Genomic DNA, 16,803 nt, shown 5'->3' on the forward strand with positions numbered 1-16,803 from the left:
ATGCGCATGGGCGGCATTTAATCCACATGTTTATCCATCAGAAAGCCGCATGCATCCATCAGGAATTTTGTTCTTTATTTGTTCTAGTTTATCCGTATGATCCTGTCAACAGAATCGAAAACCTTCAGTGTTGCGGACATTCAGCCTCGACTCGCCGGTCGGCATCACTAAATAAGGGCTGTTATCCCAAAGGACCAAGCTGAGACGATGAGCGAACTGAAGACGATCTCCATCCGCGGCGCGCGCGAGCACAATCTCAAGGGCATCGATCTCGATCTGCCGCGCAACAAGCTGATCGTCATGACCGGGCTTTCGGGCTCCGGCAAGTCCTCCCTGGCCTTCGACACGATCTATGCCGAGGGCCAGCGCCGTTATGTCGAGAGCCTGTCGGCCTATGCCCGGCAGTTCCTCGAGATGATGCAGAAGCCCGACGTCGACCAGATCGACGGGCTGTCGCCGGCGATCTCGATCGAGCAGAAGACCACCTCGCGCAACCCGCGCTCGACGGTCGGCACCGTCACCGAGATCTACGACTATATGCGCCTGCTCTTTGCCCGCGTCGGCGTTCCTTATTCGCCGGCGACCGGCCTGCCGATCCAGAGCCAGACGGTCAGCCAGATGGTCGACCGTATCCTCGATTTCGGCGAGGGCACCCGTCTTTATATTCTCGCGCCGCTCGTGCGCGGGCGCAAGGGCGAGTACAAGAAGGAACTGGCGGAACTGATGAAGAAGGGCTTCCAGCGCGTCAAGGTCGACGGGCAGTTCTACGAGATCGCTGAAGCGCCGGTACTCGACAAGAAATACAAGCACGACATCGACGTGGTGGTCGACCGCATCGTCGTGCGCTCGGATGTCTCGGCCCGCCTGGCCGACAGCCTGGAGACCTGCCTGAAGCTCGCCGACGGGCTGGCGGTTGCCGAATTTGCCGACAAGCCGCTGCCGCCGGAAGAGACTTCGGCCGGCGGCTCGGCCAACAAGTCGCTGAACGAGACGCATGAGCGCGTGCTGTTTTCGGAGAAATTCGCCTGCCCGGTTTCCGGCTTCACCATTCCCGAGATCGAACCCAGGCTGTTCTCCTTCAACAATCCCTTCGGCGCCTGCCCGACCTGCGACGGCCTCGGCGCCCAGCAGAAGATCGACCCTGACCTGATCGTGCCCGAGCCCGAGCGGACACTACGCGACGGCGCAATCGCCCCCTGGGCCAAGTCGACCTCGCCCTATTACAACCAGACGCTCGAGGCGCTCGGCAAACATTACGGGTTCAAGCTAGGCACTCGCTGGAACGATCTTTCCGACGAGGCAAAGGACGTCATCCTCAACGGCACCGACGACAAGATCGAATTCCATTATGCCGACGGCGCCCGCTCATATACGACGCAGAAGAATTTCGAAGGCATCATCACCAATCTCGAGCGCCGCTGGAAGGAGACCGATTCCGCCTGGGCGCGCGAGGACATCGAGCGCTTCATGTCGGCGGCCCCCTGCCCGTCCTGCAACGGCTTTCGCCTGAAACCGGAAGCGCTGGCGGTGAAGATCAACACGCTGCATATCGGTGAGGTCACCGGCATGTCGATCCGCGTCGCCCGCGACTGGTTCGAGACGCTGCCGGCAAGCTTCAACGCCAAGCAGAACGAAATCGCCGTGCGCATCCTCAAGGAAATCCGCGACCGGCTGCGCTTCCTCAACGATGTCGGCCTGGAATATCTGAGCCTGTCGCGCAACTCCGGCACGCTGTCGGGCGGCGAAAGCCAGCGTATCCGGCTGGCCTCGCAGATCGGTTCGGGGCTGACGGGTGTGCTCTACGTGCTCGACGAGCCGTCGATCGGCCTGCATCAGCGCGACAATGCCCGGCTGCTCGACACGCTGAAGCACCTGCGCGACATCGGCAACACCGTCATCGTCGTCGAACATGACGAAGATGCGATCATGACAGCCGACGACGTGGTCGATATCGGCCCGGCCGCCGGCATTCACGGCGGCCAGGTCATCGCCCACGGCACGCCGCAGGATATTATGGACAATCCGAAGTCGCTGACCGGAAAATATCTGTCCGGCGAACTCGGCGTTCCCGTTCCCCACGAGCGCCGCAAGCAGAAAAAGGGCCGCGAGATCAAAGTGGTCGGGGCGCGCGGCAACAATCTGAAGAACGTCACGGCGGCAATCCCGCTCGGCGTGTTCACGGCGGTGACCGGCGTTTCCGGCGGCGGCAAATCCACCTTCCTGATCGAGACGCTGTATAAATCGGCCGCAAGGCGGGTCATGGGCGCACGCGAAAACCCTGCCGACCATGACCGCATCGACGGCTTCGAGCATATCGACAAGGTGATCGATATCGACCAGTCGCCGATCGGCCGTACGCCGCGCTCGAATCCGGCGACCTATACCGGCGCCTTCACACCGATCCGCGACTGGTTCGCCGGCCTGCCGGAAGCAAAGGCGCGCGGCTACCAGCCGGGCCGCTTCTCCTTCAACGTCAAGGGCGGGCGCTGCGAGGCCTGCCAGGGCGACGGCGTCATCAAGATCGAAATGCACTTCCTGCCTGATGTCTACGTCACCTGCGACGTCTGCCACGGCAAGCGCTATAATAGAGAGACGCTCGACGTTACTTTCAAGCAGAAGTCGATCGCCGACGTGCTCGATATGACGGTGGAGGAAGGCGTCGATTTCTTCGCGGCAGTACCCGCCGTGCGCGACAAGCTGCAGGCGCTGAAGGATGTCGGCCTTGGTTACATCAAGGTCGGCCAGCAGGCGAACACGCTTTCCGGCGGCGAGGCGCAGCGCGTCAAGCTCGCCAAGGAGCTGTCGAAACGCTCGACGGGACGCACGCTCTATATTCTCGACGAACCGACGACCGGCCTGCATTTTCACGACGTCGCCAAGCTGCTCGAAATGCTGCACGAACTGGTGAACCAGGGCAATTCCGTGGTGGTGATCGAGCACAATCTCGAAGTCATCAAGACGGCCGACTGGGTGCTCGATTTCGGCCCCGAAGGCGGCGATGGCGGCGGCGAGATCGTGGCTTTCGGCACGCCGGAGGCGATCGTCAAGGAGAAGCGCTCCTATACCGGACAGTTCCTCAAGGAATTGCTGGAGCGGCGGCCGGCGAAGAAGGCGGTTGCGGCGGAATGACGATGAAGCCGGCGTCGCCCGATGATCTGGAAAGGGTCGCGACGCTGACGGCAGCCGCCTATCAGCCCTATACCGAGCTGTTCGGCGCTCCGCCGATCCCGGTGGCGGAAGACTATACGCCACGGATCGCGCGCGGCGAGGTCTGGCTGCGCGAGGTCGCCGACGAAACGGCCGGCCTGATGGTCGTCGAGCAGCATTCAGATCACCTCTTGCTATACAGCATCGCAGTCTCGCCGGCCTTTCAGGGTGGCGGGCATGGGTTGGCGATGCTCCATTGGCTGGAGGGCAAGGCGCACGAATGGGCGCAGCGTGAGATCCGGCTCTACACCAATGCCCTTATGGAACGGAATATCGCGCTTTACAGCGCCTTCGGGTTTCAGGAAACGGGTCGCCGGCCGAACCCTTATCGGCCAGGATGGACCCTCGTCGACATGACGAAACAGATCAACGCAGCCTGAGCGGCTGCGAATGGGGAGGACAACATGACGAAATCCGGCACTATCCGCACTGGCATCGGCGGCTGGACCTTCGAGCCCTGGCGCGGGCATTTCTTTCCCGATGACCTGAAACAGAAGGACGAGCTGAACTTTGCCAGCCGCCAGTTGAAGGTCATCGAGGTCAACGGCACCTATTACAGCACCCAGAAGCCGGCGGTCTTCGCGAAATGGGCAGCCGATGTGCCCGACGGCTTCATCTTTTCGCTGAAGGCGACGCGGTTCGTCACCAATCGGCGGGTGCTTGCCGAAGCCGGTGAATCGATGGAGCGGTTCCTGTCATCGGGAATCAGCGAGCTCGGCGATCATCTCGGACCGCTACTCTGGCAGTTCGCGCCGACAAAGAAGTTCGATCCGGACGATTTCGAGGCCTTCCTGAAGCTGCTGCCGGACAAGCAGGACGGGCTGGCGCTCCGCCACGTGGTCGAGGTCCGCCACGATTCCTTCAAGGTCCCGGAATTCGTGGCGCTGCTTGCCAAATACGGCGTGGCGCCTGTTTGCGCCGAACATTTCGAATATCCGATGATCGCCGACGTGACGGCCGATTTCGTCTATGCCAGGCTGCAGAAGGGATCGGACGACATTGCGAGCTGCTACCCCGACAAGGACCTGAAGGCCTGGGCGGGCCGGCTCGAGACCTGGGCCGAAGGCAAGGTTCCCGACGATCTGCCGTTGATCGACGGGGATCGCAAGGTCAAGGCCGAGCCGCGCGACGTTTTCGCCTTCATGATCCATGAGGGCAAGGTCAATGCGCCGCATGGGGCGATAGCCCTGCAGAAGCTGCTGGCGGAGTAAGTCAGCGCCCCGAGCCTCGGAGCGGCTATGCACCGACCGGACTAAAGCGGCAAGACGTGAGTGGCGAGGTCTTCCGCCGTCAGCCCCTTGCCGGCACGGTGGGCGGCCTCTCCATGCAGCCAGACGCCGGCGGCCGCGGCCTCGAAAGCCGGCAGGCCTTGGGCGAGCAGTCCGCCGATGATGCCGGCGAGAACGTCGCCGGAACCTGCGGTGGCAAGCCAGGCAGGCGCGTTGGTATTGATCAGCGCGCGGCCGTCCGGCGCGGCGATGACGGTATCGGCGCCTTTATAGACGATCGCGGCGTTGGCGCGTCGGGCTGCGGCCAGGGCCGTGTCCACCTTCCCCAGCGCATCGTCGCTGCCGATATCGGGAAAGAGCCGCGAAAATTCGCCCTCATGCGGCGTCAGCACCAGGCGCGGCTCACCGCCGAAAAGATCGAAAAGCTGTTGCGGATCGTCCTTGAACGAGGAGATGCCGTCGGCATCGAGCACCAGCCGGCGTTCGGCAAGGGCCGAGACGAAGGCGCGCGCCCTGGCGCCGATGCCGAAACCGGGGCCGAGAACGAAGGTTTGCAGCCGCTTGTCGGTGAGCCAGTCTTCGAGGTCGGCCAGGTCGTTGATCGCATGCAGCATGACGGCGGTGAGATGCGCGGCATTGGCAGCCATTGCCGCGCCGAGCGTTGCGATCGTCACCAGGCCGGCGCCCGCCTTCAGGCCCGAGATCGCCGACATGCGCGCAGCACCCGTCTTGTCGGCCTCGCCTGAGAAGACGACCAGATGACCGCGCTTGTATTTGTGGGTTTCCAGCTGTTCGGCCGGCAGCGCACCCTTCCAGGCGCCCGGCCTGTTCTCGGCGATGACGCCGCTCGCCTCCGCCCTGATGATGCGGGCGGGAATGCCGATATCGAAGACCTCCAACTCACCGCACAGCTCCCTGCCCGGCATCAGCAGATGGCCGGGCTTGCGGGTCATGAAGGTGATGGTGTTGCTGGCCCGGAAGGCAGCGCCCAGCACCCGGCCGGTGCGGCCGTCCAGGCCGGAGGGCAGATCGATGGCCAGCACGGGAAGACCGGCCTCGGCCACCCGCTCGATCACCGTGCGGACATCGGCTGGCACATTGCGGGCGAGCCCCGCACCGAACAGGCCGTCAATGACGACGTCGCCGCTTTCGGGACTATAGAGCTGGAGCGGTTCGCCCCGCAGCGCGCATCCGGCTTTCGCACGGGCCGCATCGCCCTTCAGCCTGGAGGGATCGCCAAGGTGGAAGAGCGCCACGCGAGCCCCGCCCTCCTGCAGATGTCGTGCGGCGACATAGGCGTCGCCGCCATTGTTGCCCGGCCCGCAGAGCACGACGAAGCGCAAGGCTCCGGGATGAAGGCGCAGGGCCGCAGCCGCAGCCGCCGCACCGGCCCTTTCCATCAGGCCAAAAGAATCGATACCGGATGCGGCAGCAGCGGTATCGACGGCGGCCATCTCGGCAGGCGTGAGAAGGAGGTCGGACAGTTGGTGGCTCATCGGCCTATTCAATCGAAAAACGCCTAAAAAACAACCGCCTGAAATCAGAAAGAAAAGAACCACTTTTGTGCATTTGCCTATATTTTCATCTTGCGCAGACGTGGTTGCGCGACTCCTTAAACATGGGTTTTTTCAGATTTTCGATATGTTTTTGATCGAAGGGCAGAGTTTCGCGACTGTTTTGTCACCAAATCGACATCAGAATCTCCGCAAATGCGGCGGTTTCGGCAAAATCCGTGGATTTTTTTAAGAAGACGGATTTCAAACTGGCACGATATCTGCATCATATCCGGCGAGCGGGAAAATTCCTGCCATAACGGGAGAAGCGGAGAGACATTTTCTCATGAAAAAGATCGAAGCGATCATTAAGCCTTTCAAGCTGGACGAAGTGAAGGAAGCTCTTCAGGAAGTCGGCCTGCAGGGTATCACGGTCACTGAGGCCAAGGGTTTCGGCCGTCAGAAGGGTCACACGGAACTTTACCGCGGAGCCGAATACGTCGTCGACTTCCTGCCGAAGGTCAAAGTCGAAGTCGTCCTGGCCGACGAAAACGCGGAAGCCGTCATCGACGCGATCCGCAAAGCGGCGCAGACCGGCCGTATCGGCGACGGAAAAATCTTCGTCTCCAACGTCGAAGAAGTTATCCGTATCCGCACCGGCGAGACCGGCATCGACGCCATCTGACCCACTTTGCCAAGCGCGCAAAGTTCGATACGGTCAGCGCAGCCATGTATTGTCATCGTAAATCGGAGGAAGGTATTTAATGGCGACCGCAAGCGAAATTCTGAAGCAGATCAAGGAGAACGACGTAAAGTTCGTCGATCTGCGCTTCACCGACCCAAAGGGCAAGCTGCAGCATGTGACGATGGACGTGGTCTGCGTCGACGAGGACATGTTCGCTGACGGCGTGATGTTCGACGGCTCCTCGATCGGCGGCTGGAAGGCCATCAACGAGTCCGACATGGTGCTGATGCCCGACACCGAGACGGTGCATATGGACCCGTTCTTCGCTCAGTCGACCATGGTCATCGTCTGCGATATTCTCGATCCGGTTTCCGGCGAGGCTTATAACCGCGATCCGCGCGGCACGGCCAAGAAGGCCGAAGCCTATCTCAAGGCATCCGGCATCGGCGACACGATCTTCGTCGGCCCGGAAGCCGAATTCTTCGTCTTCGACGACGTCAAGTACAAGGCCGATCCTTACAATACCGGCTTCAAGCTCGATTCGACCGAACTGCCGTCTAATGACGACACCGATTACGAAACCGGCAACCTCGGCCATCGCCCGCGCGTCAAGGGCGGCTATTTCCCGGTTCCGCCGGTTGACAGCGCCCAGGACATGCGTTCGGAAATGCTGACGGTTCTCTCGGAGATGGGTGTCGTCGTCGAAAAACATCACCATGAAGTGGCCGCTGCCCAGCACGAACTCGGTATCAAGTTCGACACGCTGGTGCGCAACGCCGACAAGATGCAGATCTACAAATACGTCGTGCATCAGGTGGCCAATGCCTATGGCAAGACGGCGACCTTCATGCCGAAGCCGATCTTCGGCGACAACGGCTCGGGCATGCACGTGCACCAGTCGATCTGGAAGGGCGGCAAGCCGACCTTCGCCGGCGACGAATATGCGGGTCTCTCCGAGAGCTGCCTCTACTACATCGGCGGCATCATCAAACATGCCAAGGCGATCAACGCCTTCACCAATCCGTCGACGAACTCCTACAAGCGTCTCGTCCCGGGCTATGAGGCACCGGTTCTGCTGGCTTACTCCGCGCGCAACCGCTCGGCCTCCTGCCGCATTCCGTTCGGCACCAATCCGAAGGCAAAGCGTGTCGAAGTCCGTTTCCCGGATCCGACCGCCAACCCCTATCTCGCCTTCGCCGCCATGCTGATGGCCGGCCTCGACGGCATCAAGAACAAGATCCATCCCGGCAAGGCCATGGACAAGGATCTCTACGACCTGCCGCCGAAGGAATTGAAGAAGATCCCGACCGTCTGCGGCTCGTTGCGCGAAGCCCTCGAAAGCCTCGACAAGGACCGCAAGTTCCTGACGGCCGGCGGCGTGTTCGACGACGACCAGATCGATGCCTTCATCGAACTGAAGATGGCAGAGGTGATGCGTTTCGAAATGACGCCGCATCCTGTCGAATACGACATGTACTATTCGGCCTGATCGGCCTGAACACGGAAAGTCCCGGTGTGCCGGGGCTTTCCCCTCCCAGGGTCATGGACGCCAGCAGGAGGATATGACGTTCATGTGACGCGCTTGCGCAAAAATCTTGATTTGCGCGGCACCAATCACCAAATTTGGTGATGAAAGGAAGTCGTACCATGAAAGAAAGAGTAGCAAAGTTCAGTATCGGCGAAGTGGTCCGGCACAAGGTTTTCCCGTTTCGCGGCGTCATCTTCGACGTTGATCCGGAGTTCGCGAATACGGAGGAGTGGTGGAATTCCATTCCGGCCGAGGTGCGCCCGAGCAGAGACCAGCCCTTCTATCACCTGCTCGCCGAAAATGACGAAAGCGAATATGTCGCTTATGTCTCCGAGCAGAACCTGATGAACGATGAAAGCGGCACGCCGCTTCGCAACCCACAAATCTACCAGATTTTCGATCAGGCCCCGTCTGGGCAGTTCAAACCCAAGATGAGCTTCGCCCATTAAATCAAAGGTGCCGATCAAGGAACAAGGCCTCGCCTCTCCCAGCGAGGCCTTTTCTTTTGGCGCTAAATCCGCATTGTCCGGTTAAGCTACTGACAATACCTGCCAATTTCTCTTTGCCTTTCGCCGGAAAGCCCTTCATCCGGCTGCCGCCACCGACCGGGGTCGAGCCACGGGTCTCGACCCGTCCTTCGGACCCCCGTAAACGGGGCGAAGGGGATATGCCGCAACGTCTCCGTCCCTCGCTGGCCTCAAGCAGGGCACGTCCCCTCGCCCCGATTACGGGGAGAGGGTTAGGGTGAGGGGCTGACATCACCGCGAACCGGACAGCCGGCGCAAAGCAGAGATAGCCGCTTATCAATAAAAAACCCGGCGCGAAGCCGGGTTCTATTCGATATGGCAGCAGGGATTACTGCGCCTTGGCTGCCTTCTGGGCGTCTTCCAGCTTCTTGCGGGCTTCTTCGGCCTTCTTCTGCATGCTGTCCTGCAGGCTGCGCTGGCTTTCAGCGAGCTTGGATTCGGAAACCGGTTCGCCGTCATAAGCGCCAGTGAAGCCTTCGAGCGAAATCTTGATCGGGTTCGGGGCGCGGCGGAAGTTGATCGAGGTGAAGATCACGTCGCTGCCCTTCTTGAGGCTGGCGATCATCGCGTCGGTCAGCGGGACTTCGGCCGTGCACTTGTCCGGCAGGCAGACGGCGTAGTCGAGCTTCTGGCCCTTGCCGCCGTCGATCTGCATGATGACGCCCGGGGGGATCAGGCGTGCCGTGGGAACCGACACCTGCAGCAGCTTGCGGTTGATCTTGCCGGAGACCGAGATCAGGCCGACGGCCGTGACAAGCTGGCCGCCATTGGCGAGAATTAGGTTCTGGACAACACAGATGTCGTTGTCTTCCTGCTTGCTGCAGGTCTTGTACCAGCCAAGCTTTGGCGCTCCAGTGGCCTGCGCCGGGGCATCGGCCGGAGCCTGTGCCGCCGCATCCTGTGCGAAGGAGGAGACCGGAGCCGAAGCGGCGCCGAACATCACTGCCAGAACGGACAGCGCTGCCCGCATTTTCTTTTCAGACTTGAACATCATAACGAATTCCGTCTCCTGATATCCGTTCGGGGCAGCGACTTGCCGCCCCAACCATCGGGTCGTTCGGCACCCACCTCTTAAAAAAATAAGGCAAATGCATGACCCCGAAACTTCGGGTTCACCTGTTACATCGCAGCGTTCAAGATATCCAGCTTTTCTTTGGCAATTTGAGGAGCATTTCGTCGCGATGCCAAAGAAATCGCCGCTTCGTGTTGGAATCGCTCGACCCCATGATAATCTCCGCGGTGAATCATGCCCGTTTTCGTGGTTGCAAGGATTGCCGAATGCTCCGGATCGTCGTCCCCCTCGTCCTCTCGCTGCTGTGCGGCGCTGTTGCCGCGGAGCCGCTGCATGGCATCGCGATGCATGGCGAACCGGCCTTGCCGGCTGATTACAAACACTTCCCTTACGTCAATCCCGATGTGAAGAAGGGCGGCAAGATCACCTACGGCGTCGTCGGCACCTTCGACAGCCTCAACCCGTTCATCCTGAAAAGCATGCGCACGACGGCGCGCGGCATGTGGGATCCGGAATATGGCAATCTCGTCTACGAATCGCTGATGCAGCGCTCCAGGGATGAGCCCTTCACGCTCTACGGCCTTCTTGCCGAGACGGTGGAATGGGACGACGCCCGGAGCTTCATCCAGTTCAACCTCAATCCGAAGGCGAAATGGGCCGATGGCCAACCGGTGACGCCCGAGGATGTGATGTTCACCTTCGAGCTGATGCGCGACAAGGGGCGGGTGCCCTTCGCCAACCGCCTCAACGTCGTCGCCAAGATGGAAAAGGTCGGTGAAAACAGCGTGCGCTTCACCTTCAACGACAAGGCTGACCGCGAGACGCCGCTGATTTTCGGTCTTTTCCCGGTCCTGCCGAAACATGCGATCGATCCGGAAACCTTCGACCGTTCGTCGCTGACGCCGCCTGTGGGATCCGGTCCCTACAAGGTGAAGACCGTAAAGCCCGGTGAGAGCATCACCTATGAGCGCGATCCCAATTACTGGGGCAAGGACATTCCCTCCAAGGTCGGCACCGACAATTACGATCAGATCACCGTCCAGTATTTCCTGCAGGATACGACGCTGTTCGAGGCCTTCAAGAAGGGTGATGTCGACGTCTATCCCGACGGCAATCCCGGCCATTGGGCCAATGCCTATAATTTCCCTGCGGTCACCTCAGGCGCCGTCGTCAAGGACGTATTCACACCGAAACTGCCGAGCGGCATGCTCGGCTTCGTTTTCAACACGCGCCGACCGATCTTTGCCGACACCAAGGTGCGCGAGGGCCTGTCGCTGGTGTTCGATTTCGAATGGGCAAACAAGAACCTTTATTCCGGCGCCTATAAGCGCACCCAGAGCTTCTGGCAGAATTCCGAGCTGTCCAGTTTCGGCGTTCCCGCCAATGCGGCCGAGCTTGCGCTGCTCGGGCCGATCAAGGACAAAATCGCACCCGCGATTCTCGACGGCACCTACAAGCTGCCGGTCACCGACGGCTCGGGCCGCGACCGCGATGTGCTGAAGCAGGCCGTCGGACTGTTGAAACAGGGCGGCTATACGATCCAGGGCGGCAAGATGCTGGATGCCTCCGGCCGCCAGCTCGCCTTCGAGATCATGACGCAGAATGCCGATCAGGAGAAACTCGCCATTGCCTATCAGCGTTCGCTGCAGACAATCGGCATCGCCGCTTCGATCCGCACCGTCGACGATTCGCAATACCAGAGCCGGACGAACAGTTTCGACTACGACATGATCATGAAGTCCTATACATCGTCGCTGTCGCCCGGAAACGAACAGCTCGGCCGCTGGTCGTCGGCTGCGCGCACGCGCGAGGGTACGGACAGCTTTGCCGGCGCCAATGATCCCGATATCGACAAGCTGATCGACCACCTGCTCAGGGCACGCTCGGCTGAGGATTTCACCGCGGCGGTGCGCTCCTACGATCGGCTGCTGCTTTCCGGCCATTACGTGCTGCCGCTCTATCATATCGACCAGCAATGGGTGGCCCACAGCAAACGCATCGGCCACCCCGACAGCGTGCCGCTCAATGGCTATCAACTGCCGGTATGGTGGGATACGAGCGCGCAGTAGAAGCAGCCGAACCGCCCGGCCTTTATGTCTCCCTTCGGAGACGCCTAGACATAAGGAAGATCATCATGGAGCGTATCACCATCGACGTCGTCTCGGATGTCGTCTGCCCCTGGTGCTATCTCGGCAAGGCGCGGCTGGAACTCGCCATCGCCGAGGTGCAGGACGAAATCGGCGTCGACATCAACTGGCGGCCGTACCGGCTCAATCCCGACTATCCCAAGGAGGGCGTCGACCAGAAGAAGGCGTTGGCTAAGAAGCTTGGCGGCGAGGAGCGCGTGGCGCAAGCCCATAAGATGCTGACCGATTTAGGCCGCGAGGTCGGCATCGCCTTCGATTTCGAAGCGATCAAGATCGGCCCGAACACGCTCGATGCGCATCGGCTGATTCACTGGGCGATGATCGAAGGCCGCGAGAAGCAGGACAAGGCCGTTGCCGCGCTGTTCAAGGCGAATTTCGAGGAAGGCCGCAATGTCGGCGACCATGCGGTGCTGCTCGACATCGCCGAAAAGGCCGGCCTCGACCGCTCGGTCATCGCCTCGCTGCTTGCCTCCGATGCCGATCGCGATCTGATCGTCGCCGAGATCACGGCGGCGCAGGAGATGGGCGTCAACGGCGTGCCCTTCTTCATCTTCGACCAGCAATATGCTGTCAGCGGGGCGCAGACGCCGGATGTGCTGGCGAATGCGCTGCGCGATATCGCCAAGGCCAAGGCCGAGGCGCGATCGGGGCTCAACTAACAAGCCCGACGACGGGCTCAGCTCACCCCAGAACCGGAACGCAGCGCACCTCGGTCTTCACCGAATTGGCGATGAAGCATTCCTCGTGGGCGCGATGATGCAGGGCTTCGAACTCGCTTAGCGAGGGCTGCTTATCGCCGGAGAAGACGACATGCGGGCGGAGCGTCACGACAGTCATGGCGAGACGGCCTTCGGCATTCTTCTGCATGAGGCCCTCGGCGGCATCGGTGTAGCTGTCGACGCAGAAGCGCTGTTTGGCGGCAATCGACAGGAACCAGAGCATATGGCAGCTGGAGAGCGAGGCGACGAACGCCTCCTCCGGATCGACGGCGTCCTCGGCGGAATAAGGCAGCGGAACGACGTGGGCAGACGAGGATGCGCGCAGCTCGATGCCGCCGTCGAAGGTCCAGCGGTGGGCGCGGCTGTAGCGATTGTCGGTGAAGGTCTCGCCGTTGCGCTGCCAGGCGATCGTCGTGCCGTATGTCGCCATCTCGGTCTCCCTTTGTTTATTTCGCCATCTCGGCCAGCTGCGTCATGATCACGGCAGCGCCCTGCAGGCGCTTTTCCGGGGTCGGCAGGTCGCGGGTCAGGAACAGGCTGTGGTCGGGGCGGATCTTCGCCATCGCGCCCTGCTTGCCGATGTAGCCGACGAGATTTGCCGGATTGGGGAATTCCTTGTTGCGGAACTGCACGACGACGCCCTTTGGACCGGCGTCGAGCTTTTCGACATTGGCGGTGCGGCAGAGCGACTTGATGTAGACGATCTTCAAGAGATGCTGGACTTCGATCGGCATCGGCCCGAAACGGTCGATCATCTCGGCGCCGAAGCCATCGATTTCCTTGAGTTCGGTGATTTCGCCGAGACGGCGGTAAAGCGCCATGCGCAGATGCAGATCGGGCACATAGCCCTCCGGGATCATCACCGTCGTGCCGACGGAGATTTGCGGCGACCAGCCGGTGTCGTGGATCTCGTCGACACCCTTGACCTCGGCGACCGCCTCTTCGAGCATCTGCTGGTAGAGTTCGAAGCCGACCTCCTTGATGTGGCCGGACTGCTCTTCGCCGAGCAGGTTGCCGGCGCCGCGGATATCGAGGTCGTGGCTGGCCAGCTGGAAGCCGGCGCCGAGTGTATCCAGCGACTGCAGCACCTTCAGCCGGCGGTCGGCGGTTGCCGTCAGCACCTTATTCACAGGCAGGGTGAAGAGCGCGAAAGCGCGCACCTTCGAGCGGCCGACGCGGCCGCGCAGCTGATAGAGCTGAGCGAGGCCGAACATATCGGCGCGGTGGACGATCAGCGTGTTGGCTGTCGGCACATCGAGGCCGGATTCTACGATGGTGGTCGACAGCAGCACGTCGTAACGGCCATCATAGAAGGCGTTCATGATGTCTTCGAGTTCGCCGGCCGGCATCTGGCCGTGGGCGACGGCGACCTTCAGCTCCGGCACGTCGGACTGCAGGAAGGCATGCACATCGGTAAGATCGGCAAGCCTGGGGCAGACATAGAAGCTCTGACCGCCGCGATAGTGCTCGCGCATCAGCGTCTCGCGGATGACCAGGCTGTCGAAGGGCGAGATGAAGGTGCGCACCGCCATGCGGTCGACCGGCGGTGTGGTGATCAGCGACAATTCGCGCACCCCGGTCATGGCCAGCTGCAGCGTGCGCGGGATCGGCGTCGCCGACAGCGTCAGCACGTGCACGTCGCTCTTGAGCTCCTTCAGCCGCTCCTTGTGCTTGACGCCGAAATGCTGCTCCTCATCGATGACGAGCAGGCCGAGATTGGCAAAGTTGATGCCGGCGCCGAGCAGCGCATGCGTGCCGACCACAATATCAGTCTTGCCTTCGGCGACTTCCTTCTTGGTCAGCGCCAGCTCCTTGGCCCCAACCAGGCGTGAGGCCTGCTGGATGCGCACCGGCAGGCCGCGGAATCGCTCGGAAAAGGTCTTGAAATGCTGGCGGGAAAGCAGTGTCGTCGGCACGACGATGGCAACCTGGACGCCATTCATCGCGGCGACGAAGGCGGCGCGCAACGCCACTTCCGTCTTGCCGAAGCCGACATCGCCGCATACGAGACGATCCATCGGCCGGCCGGCGCCGAGATCGGAGCGCACCGCGTCGATGGCGTTGTCCTGGTCCTCGGTCTCATCATAGGGGAAGCGGGCGGCAAATTCGTCGTATAGGCCGTCCGGCGTCGTCAGCATCGGCGCGTGGCGCGTCAGCCGCTCGGCGGCGATGCGGATCAACGCATCCGCCATGTCGAGCAAGCGCTTCTTCAGCTTGGCCTTGCGCATCTGCCAGGCGCCGCCGCCGAGCTTGTCGAGCTGCGCCTCGGTACCCTCGCCGCCGTAGCGGGAGAGAAGATCGATGTTTTCGACCGGCAGGAAGAGTTTCGCCTCATCGGCATATTGCAGTTCGAGGCAGGCATGCGGCGCGCCCGCGGCCTCGATGGTCTTCAGCCCGATGAAGCGGCCGATGCCGTGTTCGGCGTGGACGACGATCGAGCCCTCGTCGAGGCCGGCGACCTCGGCGATGAAATCGGCGGCGCGCTTGCGGCGCTTGGAGCGGCGCACCATGCGGTCGCCGAGGATATCCTGCTCGCCGATAACGACGAGATCGCCCGCCTCGAATCCGGATTCGAGATTGAGCACTGCGGCGGCGGCCTCGCCTTGCGCTAGCGAACCGAGATCCTTCAGCGCCTCGATCGGCTTGACCTTTTCCAGGCCGTGTTCGTTCAGCACCTGCAGCAGGCGCTCCAGCGAACCTTCGGTCCAGGCGGTGACCAGCACTTTCGCGCCGGCAGCGCGGCGGTCGGCGATATGTTTGACGACGACGTCGAAAATGTTGATGCGCTCGGCATCACCGCCGCCTTCGGCATTCGAGCGGGCCCAGCGCTGGCCCTGGCGAGCGTCGATATTGACGACGCGGCGCGCCTCACCTTCGATTTCGTTGAAGGGGCTGATGCGGATCGCGCCGAGGGCGTCGAGGGTTTTGGCGAAAAGCTTGCTGTCGAGATAGAGCTGGCCCGGCGTCACCGGCTTATAAGGCGTGCCCTGCGCCATCTGGCCCTTGGCCGGCTGACCGGAATTCAGGCGGGCGTCATAATAATCGAAAACCAGCTTGGAGCGCTCCTCGGCTGCCTCACGCACCGTGTTGTCGGTGACAATACGGAAGCCGCTGAGATAATCGAAGACGGTATCGAGCTTCTCGTAAAAGAGCGGCAGCCAGTGCTCCATGCCCGGATAACGGCGGCCTTCGGAGACGGCGAGATAGAGCGCGTCATCACGCGTCGTCGCGCCGAAGGCCGAGAGGTAATTCTTGCGGAAGCGGCTGATCGTATCCGGCGTCAGCGTCACCTCGCTCATCGGATTGAGATCGAGGGAGCGCACCTGGCCGGTGGTGCGCTGGCTGGCCGGATCGAAGCTGCGGATCGATTCCAGCGTATCGCCAAAGAAGTCGAGGCGGACCGGCTCTTCCGAACCCGGCACGAAGACATCGAGAATGCCGCCGCGCACGGCATATTCGCCGACCTCGCGAACGGTTGCGACGCGGTCGAAGCCGTTGCGCTCCAGGCGCCCGGCGAGATCGTCCATGCGCAGCTGGTTGCCAGGACGGGCCGAAAAGCTCAGGCTTTCGATGACATCCTGCGGCGCCACCTTCTGCAGCATGGCATTGGCGGTGACGAGCACGATCGCCGCATGCGGCTTCTTCCGATGGGCGATGAGGCCGCCGAGTGCGGCAAGCCGGCGGGCCGAAGTATCGGCGCTGGGGGAAACGCGGTCATAGGGCAGACAGTCCCAGGCCGGCAGGGTCAGAACCGGGATATCGGGGGCGACGAAGCCCAGCATCTGCTCGAGATCGGCCATGCGATGGCCGTCTGATATGACATAGGCGACCGGCTCGCCTGCACGGGCGAGCTCGGCCAGCAGCAACGGCTCGAGGCCGACAGGCACATTGCCGATTGTCAGCGGCTCGGCAATGGCCGCAAGCTTCTTCGCATCGAAACCAGGGATCATTCCGGCGTCCTGAGGGGCTTGTCGAAATCGGGAGTATAGGCAGCAAGGCGGGCAAACATCGGCGTCTGGAAACGTTCCGGGACGGGCCATGTTCCCATAATCCAGCGAACAAGATCATTGTCCTCTTCGGCCATGATCGTCTCGAACTCGTCGAGCTCTGCATCCGAAAGCGTCGCGATCTCGGCTTCGGCGAACTGGCCGAAGACCAGATCCATCTCGCGGATGCCGCGATGCCAGCAGCGGAATAGGATACGACGGCGGCGCGGGTCGAGACCGGCACTCGTGAGCGTGACACCTGTCATGGCA

The 16,803-nt window shown here is 61.7% G+C and carries 13 protein-coding genes; 8 read left to right on the forward strand and 5 right to left on the reverse strand.

Annotation, left to right across the window (positions count from 1 at the left end):
• The first annotated feature begins 207 nt into the window (after positions 1–207).
• Genes uvrA through ACS4RS_RS18775 form a run of 3 tightly spaced genes read left to right on the forward strand, consistent with a single transcriptional unit; the run spans position 208 to position 4,418 of the window.
• Positions 208–3,129: an excinuclease ABC subunit UvrA gene (uvrA, locus tag ACS4RS_RS18765; protein ID WP_439009754.1), complete on the forward strand. Its 2,922-nt coding sequence runs from the start codon at positions 208–210 to the stop codon at positions 3,127–3,129.
• Positions 3,126–3,587, forward strand: coding sequence for a GNAT family N-acetyltransferase (locus ACS4RS_RS18770; RefSeq protein ID WP_439009753.1), 462 nt, complete (start codon positions 3,126–3,128; stop codon positions 3,585–3,587). Before uvrA ends, ACS4RS_RS18770 begins: the two co-directional genes overlap by 4 nt.
• Before the next feature lie 24 nt (positions 3,588–3,611).
• Complete coding sequence (locus tag ACS4RS_RS18775) at positions 3,612–4,418, forward strand: DUF72 domain-containing protein (RefSeq protein ID WP_439009752.1); 807 nt, start codon at positions 3,612–3,614, stop codon at positions 4,416–4,418.
• A gap of 41 nt (positions 4,419–4,459) precedes the next feature.
• Here ACS4RS_RS18775 and ACS4RS_RS18780 read toward each other — a convergent pair whose 3' ends face one another.
• A complete protein-coding gene (locus ACS4RS_RS18780; RefSeq protein WP_439009751.1) occupies positions 4,460–5,932 on the reverse strand; it encodes an NAD(P)H-hydrate dehydratase in 1,473 nt (490 codons plus the stop codon).
• Positions 5,933–6,275: 343 nt separating this feature from the next.
• On the opposite strand from ACS4RS_RS18780, the gene ACS4RS_RS18785 reads away from it, so the two are divergent.
• The 3 genes from ACS4RS_RS18785 to hspQ all read left to right on the forward strand — a co-directional run bounded on the left by ACS4RS_RS18785 (position 6,276) and on the right by hspQ (position 8,591).
• Positions 6,276–6,614, forward strand: coding sequence for a P-II family nitrogen regulator (locus ACS4RS_RS18785; protein ID WP_003539626.1), 339 nt, complete (start codon positions 6,276–6,278; stop codon positions 6,612–6,614).
• Between the two features lie 79 nt (positions 6,615–6,693).
• The gene (gene glnA, locus ACS4RS_RS18790) at positions 6,694–8,103 is read left to right on the forward strand and encodes a type I glutamate--ammonia ligase (RefSeq protein WP_003559365.1); all 1,410 of its coding nucleotides are present in this window, start codon (positions 6,694–6,696) and stop codon (positions 8,101–8,103) included.
• A gap of 158 nt (positions 8,104–8,261) precedes the next feature.
• Positions 8,262–8,591 carry a heat shock protein HspQ gene (hspQ, locus tag ACS4RS_RS18795; protein ID WP_003539613.1) on the forward strand — a complete coding sequence of 110 codons (330 nt, stop codon included), beginning with the start codon at positions 8,262–8,264 and terminating at the stop codon, positions 8,589–8,591.
• A gap of 406 nt (positions 8,592–8,997) precedes the next feature.
• Here hspQ and ACS4RS_RS18800 read toward each other — a convergent pair whose 3' ends face one another.
• A complete protein-coding gene (locus tag ACS4RS_RS18800; protein ID WP_012557658.1) occupies positions 8,998–9,663 on the reverse strand; it encodes an invasion associated locus B family protein in 666 nt (221 codons plus the stop codon).
• A 284-nt stretch (positions 9,664–9,947) separates the two neighbouring features.
• Here ACS4RS_RS18800 and ACS4RS_RS18805 point away from each other — a divergent pair, with 284 nt between their 5' ends.
• Positions 9,948–11,750: an extracellular solute-binding protein gene (locus ACS4RS_RS18805; protein ID WP_439009750.1), complete on the forward strand. Its 1,803-nt coding sequence runs from the start codon at positions 9,948–9,950 to the stop codon at positions 11,748–11,750.
• 65 nt (positions 11,751–11,815) lie between these two features.
• Complete coding sequence (locus ACS4RS_RS18810) at positions 11,816–12,487, forward strand: DsbA family protein (protein WP_439009749.1); 672 nt, start codon at positions 11,816–11,818, stop codon at positions 12,485–12,487.
• 22 nt (positions 12,488–12,509) lie between these two features.
• Here the strand turns inward: ACS4RS_RS18810 and ACS4RS_RS18815 are convergent, their stop codons facing one another.
• The 3 genes from ACS4RS_RS18815 to ACS4RS_RS18825 are packed head-to-tail and all read right to left on the reverse strand — an operon-like array spanning position 12,510 to position 16,799.
• Positions 12,510–12,977 carry an OsmC family protein gene (locus ACS4RS_RS18815; RefSeq protein ID WP_439009748.1) on the reverse strand — a complete coding sequence of 156 codons (468 nt, stop codon included), beginning with the start codon at positions 12,975–12,977 and terminating at the stop codon, positions 12,510–12,512.
• 16 nt (positions 12,978–12,993) lie between these two features.
• On the reverse strand, positions 12,994–16,497 hold the full coding sequence (gene mfd / locus ACS4RS_RS18820; RefSeq protein WP_449313780.1) for a transcription-repair coupling factor: 3,504 nt from the start codon (positions 16,495–16,497) through the stop codon (positions 12,994–12,996).
• Positions 16,494–16,799, reverse strand: coding sequence for an FAD assembly factor SdhE (locus ACS4RS_RS18825; protein WP_004680228.1), 306 nt, complete (start codon positions 16,797–16,799; stop codon positions 16,494–16,496). The genes mfd and ACS4RS_RS18825 overlap by 4 nt, the downstream gene beginning before the upstream one ends.
• Between the last annotated feature and the right edge of the window lie 4 nt (positions 16,800–16,803).

The organism is Rhizobium sp. F40D2 (assembly GCF_051810745.2).
Lineage (GTDB): Bacteria > Pseudomonadota > Alphaproteobacteria > Rhizobiales > Rhizobiaceae > Rhizobium.

What these genes read in the sequence shown, in the direction of transcription:
- uvrA (WP_439009754.1), top strand. Translation starts at nt 208, where the DNA reads ATGAGCGAACTGAAGACGATCTCCATCCGCGGCGCGCGCGAGCACAAT.
- hspQ (WP_003539613.1), top strand. Translation starts at nt 8,262, where the DNA reads ATGAAAGAAAGAGTAGCAAAGTTCAGTATCGGCGAAGTGGTCCGGCAC.
- ACS4RS_RS18785 (WP_003539626.1), top strand. Translation starts at nt 6,276, where the DNA reads ATGAAAAAGATCGAAGCGATCATTAAGCCTTTCAAGCTGGACGAAGTG.
- ACS4RS_RS18800 (WP_012557658.1), bottom strand. Translation starts at nt 9,663, where the DNA reads ATGATGTTCAAGTCTGAAAAGAAAATGCGGGCAGCGCTGTCCGTTCTG.
- mfd (WP_449313780.1), bottom strand. Translation starts at nt 16,497, where the DNA reads ATGATCCCTGGTTTCGATGCGAAGAAGCTTGCGGCCATTGCCGAGCCG.
- ACS4RS_RS18815 (WP_439009748.1), bottom strand. Translation starts at nt 12,977, where the DNA reads ATGGCGACATACGGCACGACGATCGCCTGGCAGCGCAACGGCGAGACC.
- ACS4RS_RS18810 (WP_439009749.1), top strand. Translation starts at nt 11,816, where the DNA reads ATGGAGCGTATCACCATCGACGTCGTCTCGGATGTCGTCTGCCCCTGG.
- ACS4RS_RS18780 (WP_439009751.1), bottom strand. Translation starts at nt 5,932, where the DNA reads ATGAGCCACCAACTGTCCGACCTCCTTCTCACGCCTGCCGAGATGGCC.
- ACS4RS_RS18805 (WP_439009750.1), top strand. Translation starts at nt 9,948, where the DNA reads ATGCTCCGGATCGTCGTCCCCCTCGTCCTCTCGCTGCTGTGCGGCGCT.
- ACS4RS_RS18775 (WP_439009752.1), top strand. Translation starts at nt 3,612, where the DNA reads ATGACGAAATCCGGCACTATCCGCACTGGCATCGGCGGCTGGACCTTC.
- glnA (WP_003559365.1), top strand. Translation starts at nt 6,694, where the DNA reads ATGGCGACCGCAAGCGAAATTCTGAAGCAGATCAAGGAGAACGACGTA.
- ACS4RS_RS18825 (WP_004680228.1), bottom strand. Translation starts at nt 16,799, where the DNA reads ATGACAGGTGTCACGCTCACGAGTGCCGGTCTCGACCCGCGCCGCCGT.
- ACS4RS_RS18770 (WP_439009753.1), top strand. Translation starts at nt 3,126, where the DNA reads ATGACGATGAAGCCGGCGTCGCCCGATGATCTGGAAAGGGTCGCGACG.